This is a genomic window from Luteibacter sp. (assembly GCF_051958795.1).
Taxonomy (GTDB): domain Bacteria; phylum Pseudomonadota; class Gammaproteobacteria; order Xanthomonadales; family Rhodanobacteraceae; genus Luteibacter.
The window spans coordinates 1-7,158 of the sequence record NZ_JBQCFT010000048.1; the positions used below are offsets into that span (position 1 = coordinate 1).

General features: G+C 66.5%; 8 protein-coding genes. All 8 read right to left on the reverse strand.

What is annotated here, in order from left to right; all coding sequences use genetic code 11:
• Positions 1 to 140: 140 nt before the first annotated feature.
• Positions 141 to 1,700: a glycoside hydrolase family 30 protein gene (locus ACTHLF_RS02665; RefSeq protein ID WP_440324618.1), complete on the reverse strand. Its 1,560-nt coding sequence runs from the start codon at positions 1,698 to 1,700 to the stop codon at positions 141 to 143.
• 150 nt (positions 1,701 to 1,850) lie between these two features.
• Positions 1,851 to 2,291: an SRPBCC family protein gene (locus tag ACTHLF_RS02670; RefSeq protein WP_440324620.1), complete on the reverse strand. Its 441-nt coding sequence runs from the start codon at positions 2,289 to 2,291 to the stop codon at positions 1,851 to 1,853.
• A 118-nt stretch (positions 2,292 to 2,409) separates the two neighbouring features.
• Complete coding sequence (locus ACTHLF_RS02675) at positions 2,410 to 2,868, reverse strand: hypothetical protein (protein WP_440324622.1); 459 nt, start codon at positions 2,866 to 2,868, stop codon at positions 2,410 to 2,412.
• A 12-nt stretch (positions 2,869 to 2,880) separates the two neighbouring features.
• On the reverse strand, positions 2,881 to 3,132 hold the full coding sequence (locus ACTHLF_RS02680; RefSeq protein ID WP_440324624.1) for a hypothetical protein: 252 nt from the start codon (positions 3,130 to 3,132) through the stop codon (positions 2,881 to 2,883).
• A 101-nt stretch (positions 3,133 to 3,233) separates the two neighbouring features.
• Positions 3,234 to 4,661, reverse strand: coding sequence for an efflux transporter outer membrane subunit (locus ACTHLF_RS02685; protein WP_440324626.1), 1,428 nt, complete (start codon positions 4,659 to 4,661; stop codon positions 3,234 to 3,236).
• Positions 4,658 to 5,545: an efflux RND transporter periplasmic adaptor subunit gene (locus ACTHLF_RS02690; protein WP_440324627.1), complete on the reverse strand. Its 888-nt coding sequence runs from the start codon at positions 5,543 to 5,545 to the stop codon at positions 4,658 to 4,660. The genes ACTHLF_RS02685 and ACTHLF_RS02690 overlap by 4 nt, the downstream gene beginning before the upstream one ends.
• The gene (locus ACTHLF_RS02695; RefSeq protein ID WP_440324628.1) at positions 5,538 to 5,762 is read right to left on the reverse strand and encodes a DUF1656 domain-containing protein; all 225 of its coding nucleotides are present in this window, start codon (positions 5,760 to 5,762) and stop codon (positions 5,538 to 5,540) included. Before ACTHLF_RS02695 ends, ACTHLF_RS02690 begins: the two co-directional genes overlap by 8 nt.
• The coding region (locus ACTHLF_RS02700; protein ID WP_440324630.1) for an FUSC family protein at positions 5,759 to 7,158 on the reverse strand (1,400 nt) is incomplete at its 5' end. The genes ACTHLF_RS02700 and ACTHLF_RS02695, both read right to left, overlap by 4 nt.

Below are 7,158 nucleotides of genomic sequence, written 5' to 3' on the forward strand. Positions count from 1 at the left end.
GGCAAGTCGCCGGGCGCCATCAGGGCCCGCTAGTAGTTGCTTTACTACCTTGAGTTTGAATCGCTTGTCGTACTTAGCCATGAGGCCCCCCAGAGGGTGGACGGGTGTCCAACTTCTGGGGGTCAGTTCAAAGCGCGCTCCTACGGGTTAGGGGCGGGTCGGGGGGCCAGCCATTTCAGGGCGCGCTTGATCCATGCGGCGGCGGGTGCCTGGTTCCAGACGAAGGTGCCGACGCTTTCCGCGGGCATGTCGACTGCGAAATGGTGTTCGCCCTGGGACACCGAGAAGCGCCGCGCCTGCGTGTTGATGTTCACCACGACCATGACGATCGAGCCATCCGATGCGTTCTGGAAGACGACATTGGCGAGCTTCTTGTCGGCGTCGGTATCGGTGGATTTCACCCTGACGGCGCCCGGTTCGACGAAGCGACTGAAATGCGCGATCGCGTAATACTCGTCGTTGCGCGTGACATCGCCCGTCTCCGAATCGATCGTGATAAGCCCCTTGCACAGGCGGCAGCCGCCGAACTGCGGGCCGTGGTTCTCATCGAGCGCGAGGTTCCAGTAAATCACGCCGCGCGCCCATTGCCGGGTTCCCGTCACCAGCAGGTTGCGCGAGAACCAGAGCAGTTCACCGTTCATGTCGAGCGGCCAGTCACCACCTGTGCACTCGGTGATGTAGGTGTCCTTGTCCGGATGCGCGCGATGCACCTTGCCCTGCTCGAACGGGCTGCCTTCGTAGCAGTGCCAGGCGACACCGTCGACGTAGCGCGCCGCGTCCGGATCAGCGAGCACGGCCAGGGGCTGCGACGGCACGGCCCAGTTATGGTCCCACTCGAGGATGCGCGTACGCGGCGTGCGGCTGGCCAGCTTGGGGCCCAGGTATTTGATGACGCTGATCCGGGTCGCTGGGTTCATCAGCATGCCCGGGTAGCTCACCGGTGAGTACAGCGGCTCGTTCTGCAGGGTCAGCGCATAGATCGGGATGCCCTGGCCGCGGAACGCATCGACGTAGCGCGCGAGGTAATCCGCATAGGCCTCGTGGTACTGCTCCTGCAGCTCGCCACCCAGCAGGTTCTGGTTGTCCTTCATCCATGCAGGCGCCGTCCACGAGGACGACACGATGAGCAGGCCCGGGTTGATCGAGAGCGCCTGCTTCACGACCGGGATCAGGTAGTCCAGGTTCGGTGCGAGGTTGAAATGGCGCAGTTTCTCGTCGGTCTGCCCGAACGGCATGTCATCCAGCGTGTACACGTTCAACGAGAAGTCCGACGAGCCGATGGTCAGGCGCATCATGTTCATGTTGAGGTTCGGCGGCTCGCCGTACAGCTCATCCAGCAGGGCACGCCGTTGCGTCGCGCTCATCCGGTTCCTGATCAGCCACGCCGAAGCGTCGGTCATCGATGCGCCGAAGCCATCCCTGACCTGGTGGCGGGTGGCCGTATCCACGGTGATGTCGGCGTCATCCGCTGCTCCGTCGAGCAGGGAGATCTCGGTCTGCGGCGCGAGCTTCAGCCGGTGATCGGCCGTGCTGAGCCAGAACTCCACCACGGGGGAGGTGCGCACGAAGGTGGCTGACTGGAAAGCGCGGGGCGCGGCGGCACGCCACCGGGGCACCCATACCGCCGCGACCGACAGCAAAACCAGAAGGCCCACGAAGATGGCCGTGACCCGGCAGGAACCCGTCCTTTCCTCACCCATGGCGCGCGCACGTCCTGTCGCTCGCGTTGTGGCTCACCTGGTTCACTCGCGTACGGGCCTTTCTCTGGCTACCCAATGTGACAACAGGATAGCCAAGGCAGGCCCGGCCGGATAGGACAAAGGCCTCCAGCCCATGCCCCGACGTGTCGGTTAGCCGGAAATTTCCGGCTCGACAAGCAACGCCAGCAGCTGCAGCGATTCCTGCCAGCCGAGGTAGCACATCTCAACAGGGATCGCCTCGGGGATACCTTCCTGGGTGATATGCAGGTCGACACCCATGGCCAGCTTCGTCATGACGACCGTGGTCACCATCTGCCCCGGAAGGTTCGGGTCATCGAACACATCCGTGTAGCGCAGGCGCTCGCCCGGCACGACCTCGAGGTACTTCCCGCCGAACGCGTGGCTGTTTCCAGTGGTGAAGTTGGTGAAGGACATCTTGAAGGTGCCACCCACCTGCGCGTCGACGTGATGCACCTTGCAGGTAAACCCATGCGGCGGCAGCCACTTAGGCAGTGCGTCGGCATCGGTGAACGCCTTGAACAGGCGCTCGGGCGTGGTGCGGAGGACGCGGTGCAGCGTGACGGTACCCATGGTTTTCCACCTCGTTGAGTGTGCAGAGGACATCCCTCTATCCCTGCGTCGAATGGCCAGGGCCAAATTCGACAGGCTCCGGGTGGGTCAGGCTAAACGAATTCCGCGATGGCCGCCCCTAGGGCTGCGCGGTGCCACCCGGCACGGCCTGGAGCGCACCCACGGTCACATGCCCCGTCCAGTCCTCGAACACGTTGTTCGACTGCTTGTCGATGAACTGGACCACGGTGTTCGTCGGCGGGCACGACGTGGGCGCCTTGCCCTCGGCCAGGTCACGGAAATCCTGGGAGCCGGCCATGCAGTAGCTGTTGCCACCACTGGATTTCAGCGCGGCCATGCCATCGTGGTAGCGGGTTTCGGCACGAGGCGCGGCGACCGCATCGGCGTACGTCCGGCGCATGTCGGCCAGGTAAGCCTCGGCACGGCGTAGCTCGTCGGCAGTAAGCGTGGCCTTCAAGGCATCGCGTGGCTGGACGAATCGCGGTGTCTGCCGCTCGGCCGCCAGGTTGAACCACGCATAGGCGAGCGGCCGGTCCATGGGTTCGTGGTCGCCGTTGAGCGCCATGATGCCCAGCACGTACTGCGCGGGCTAGCTCGCCCATCCCGCCGCTTCCTTGAAGAACCGCTGCGCGGCCTCGGTGTGCTGCGTGCCGTAGTTCTGCGCGCCGAGGCAATAGTAGTAATCGCCCGGCAGGAACTTCTCCATGCCGATGGCGCACTTTGCATCGGATAGTTCCTGGTCGGTGACATGGTTTGCCGTTTCATCGGCATGCGCTGCTACGCCGACCATCAAAAGCATGGCAACGAACGTTGCCCTTGCCACTCGCATGACCTGTTGCATGTGTTGCTCCGTAAGCATGGCTGGCTCCCATCCAGCGTCCCCGCGGCGCATGGTTTAGCACTTCGGCGGGTGATGCGATACGACAATATTTTGCGACGTGCTCAGCCGCCGTCCTGCCAGCCGCCACCCAAGGCGTAGAACAGGTGGATGCGCGTGTCCGATACGGCGGATTCGGCCTCCGTCAGTGCCGTTTCGGCGGTGACGCGCGTGCGTTCCGCATCCAGCGCGCTGAGGTACGGTGTGCGTCCCGCGCGATACAGGTCCGCCGCTTGCTTCGACGCCGTCGTCGCGTCGGCCAGCGCCTCGCGCAGCGTCTCCTCGCGATCCAGCGCATGCGCATAGTCACTGAGCGCGGTCTGCGTTTCCTTCAACGCCTGGATGACGGTCTGGTCGAACGATGCAAGCGCGACATCGGCACCGGCCTTAGCGACTTCCACGCGCTCCCGCGCCGAGCGCGTCGGTAGCGTCCAGCTGATCAACGGGCCGATGGACCAGTAGCGCTGCGGCGCCTGCCCGTAGTCGGCCAGCAGGCCATTGGTTCCTGCCGACGCACCGAGCGATACGCTGGGATACAGGTCCGCCGTGGCGATACCAATGCGAGCGGTCGCTGCAGCAAGCTTGCGCTCGGCTTCGCGGATGTCGGGACGACGCTTCAGCAACGCCATGCCATCGCCCACCGGAATCGGCTGGTTCGGTGCCGGAGCCGCTGTGCAAGATTTAGCCGCGTCCGGTATATCGCCGGGCACATGGCCCAGCAAGGCGGCCAGCGCGTACTGTGCGGCTTCATGGCGACGCTGCAGCGGGGGTAATGCCGCCCGCGCGAGGTCGAGCTGCGCCGACGCACGGGTCACGTCGAGTCGATTGCCCAGGCCGGCGTCGAACAGGCGCTTCGCTACGTCGGCGCCACGCTGCTGCACCTGTACCGTCCGGTTGGCGACATCCATGTCATGCGCGGCCTCGCAGATGCCCACGTAACTCGCGGCGACCTGCGCCGCCACGGTGATCCGCACGACATCGCGAGCCGCCATCGCCGCTTCAGCGTCCGCGGAGGCGGCTTCCACGCCACGACGCAGCTTGCCGAACAGATCGAAGTCGTACGACGCCTCGACACCGGTCACCGCGCCGTTGAAGGTGGGGAGCTTTTCCTCCTGCAGGTAGGACTGCGCGGAGATCAGGGTGCGCTGGGCGGTGGCGCTGGCCGTCGTCGTCACCTCGTGCTCGGCTTCCGCCGCGGCCAGCAGCGCGCCAGCGCGGCGGAGGTTGGCGTCCGCCGCGCGCAGGCTCGCATTGGCTTGCAGGGCCTGACGTTCCAGCCCGTCGAGGGTCGCGTCGTTGTAGAGCTTCCACCAGTCGTCGCGCACGGGTGCTGCTGCATCCGTCCCGGCGCCGTGTTCGGCGAGGAAGGCGCCGTTCGCCCTGGTGTCGTTGACCATCGCCTTATCCGGCACGCGGTAATCCGGGCCGACGGTCGTGCAAGCCGCGAGCAGGAGGGGCCACGCAAGCGATGCGAAGGCAAGCCGCCGATTCATGGCGCCGCCCCCGCCCGATCCTCCATGCGGATCGTGACGGTCGCCGTGCGTCCCGCGACAAGCAGCAGGTCGGGGGACACGTGGTCGAGGCTGATCCGCACCGGGATACGCTGTGCGAGGCGCACCCAGTTGAAGGTCGGGTTGATGTCGGGAAGGCCCTGTGCGCTGTTCGCACGCTCGCGATCGGCGATACCCGCGGCTACGCTCTGCACCTTGCCGTGCAGCACGCCCTGTTCGCCCATGACCTGGATCGTCACGGCCTGGCCAGGCTTCACACCGTGCAGGCGGGTTTCCTCGAAGTAGCCATCCACGTGGAATGAATTCCCATCCACCATCGCGAACGGCGCGTGTCCCGCGCTTACGTAGTCACCGGCGCGCACCACGTGGTCGTTGAGCGTCCCGTCCGCGGGCGCCCGCACCACGGTTCGCTCCAGGTCGAGGCGTGCGGTATCCGCAGCGGTCACGTCGGCGTGCAGGCGAGCCTCGGCCGCGGCCAGCTTCGCGGTGACCTGTTCGGCGGATTCTCGCGCCACCAGATCGCTGACCGCACGGTTTCTCGCTTCCTCGCGGCGCAGCTCGGCGACGACGGCACGCTGCTCCTCCACGGCCGCATCCGCACGACGTACCGCGAGTTCGAAACGCGCGCGGTCGACGACGAACAACGGCTGACCGCGCTTCACCGTGTCGTTGTCGTGGACGTACACGTCGGTGACCAGGCCCGAGACATCCGGCGCAACCTGCACCGTATCGGCACGGATGTGCGCGTCGCGCGTCCACGGCAGGTCGTCATAGGCACGCCATACGTGGATGCCCGCGCCGATCGCGGCAGCTACGACGGCGAGGGTCACGACCGTCGGCAGGATCCTGCGTGCGAACTCAGCCATGCGCCACCTCCGGCATGAGCGCCAGCACGCCAGCGACGGCCAGCACGTAGATCGCGAGGTTGAATAGCGCGGGGTGCCAAACCCACGCGTAGAAGTGCGTCTTGCCGAGGACAAGGCGCACGAGGCTTTTCACGACGTAGGCCGCGACCAGGACGGCCAGGAGCGTCGGGATGTACACGCCGTAGAGGCTGAACTCGCCGTAGAGGGGGATGTTCACTGGGAGAGGGGGGATAGTGTGGGAGGAGAGGCGGGGTGGGATACGACGGCTGCCGCGGGTGGCAGCGCCAGCAGGGCAAGGCGGTAGCGCAGGAGCGCGGTAGCGGCGCCGGGGTGGGTGACGGCGAGTGTCGCCGTTGCCACGTCGATGGCGTCCAGCAACACGGCAGGTGGCGGGAGCGAGGCGTGCGCCGTGAGGCAGTCGCGGAAATAGCGGTGGCTTGCGTCTAGCACGGGGTCGAGCGCCGTCGCGCCGTTCGTCCGCTGCTCACGCAGGTCGATCAGCGCGACGCTGACGCGCAGGTCACGCACCGCGTCCATGTGCGAGAGCGGGCCGCCGGTCGTCAACGCGAGGCGCGGCATCCACTGCGCGGTGCGGTCGACAAGTAGCGACAGCGCGGCACGGCGATCCAGCCGAAGGTCGCGACGCGTTAGCGCGATCTGCTCGCGCCAGTTGGCCCGTGCGAGCCGGCGTGCGCCGATCTGCGCACCGAACGGACGGGTAACCGCGCTCCATACTGCGGCGAAGGCCAGCCCGCCCAACGCAGCGAGGCTGCTGTTCGCGTAGTCGTCGAAGCTGGCGGCGGAGTTGTTGTGCACGGCGATGCCGCTGATCGTTTGCGAGGTCACCAGCAGCACGCCCATGTTGAAGGCCGGGCGTCCCGTCAGCGTGCCGACCAGCACGAGTGGTGGCGCGAGTGCCAGCGCCACGCCGGTGAAGCTGGTGATCTGTGGAAAGAGGTAGAAGAGATAGACGAGCCCTGCGGCGACGCTGATGGTCTGCCACAACAGGAAACGGCCGATCAGGGAGGCGGGGGCATCCGACGCGGCGAAGAACGCCGTGGAAACGGCGACCAGCACGACACCGAACGCGCCGCCGGGCCAACCGCTGTACAGCCACGCCACGGCCGCCACGACGAACGCGAGCGCTGGCGATAGTGCCGCGTGGAGCATCATCACGTGGTCATGGAAGCGGCGGCTGTCGTCCGGCACGGCGTCGCGGTAGGCCAACGGAGGCGTGCCCGGGGCCTTGACGATGAAGGCGCGGTGCAGGACGAGGCAATCCTGCCAGAGATCCACGAGGTCACGCAGGCGCTCGGCCGCGTTGATGGCCGGCAACGCGTCGCCGGGCTCTGCCACGTGCCGTTCGCGCAAGGCATCAATGGCATGGCGCAGCGCGTCGCCCTCGTCAGGCGTACCGTCGATACCCTGGCGCAGCCACGCGATCACCTCGGCAAGAACGCGTTCGCACCCGCGCGCGGCAGCGCTGTCTCGCAGCGATACATGCGCCAGCGCGTCGGCAAGCGAAGCGACCTGCGGGATCAGCATCGTCATGCGATAACGCACCTGCCGTGCTTCGCTGGCCTCGTTACGGCGCGTTGCGTCGTGGCCAAGGT

Excerpts from the sequence above, each read along its gene's own strand:
- ACTHLF_RS02665 (WP_440324618.1), bottom strand. The coding sequence starts at position 1,700 with ATGGGTGAGGAAAGGACGGGTTCCTGCCGGGTCACGGCCATCTTCGTG.
- ACTHLF_RS02685 (WP_440324626.1), bottom strand. The coding sequence starts at position 4,661 with ATGAATCGGCGGCTTGCCTTCGCATCGCTTGCGTGGCCCCTCCTGCTC.
- ACTHLF_RS02670 (WP_440324620.1), bottom strand. The coding sequence starts at position 2,291 with ATGGGTACCGTCACGCTGCACCGCGTCCTCCGCACCACGCCCGAGCGC.
- ACTHLF_RS02680 (WP_440324624.1), bottom strand. The coding sequence starts at position 3,132 with ATGCAACAGGTCATGCGAGTGGCAAGGGCAACGTTCGTTGCCATGCTT.
- ACTHLF_RS02690 (WP_440324627.1), bottom strand. The coding sequence starts at position 5,545 with ATGGCTGAGTTCGCACGCAGGATCCTGCCGACGGTCGTGACCCTCGCC.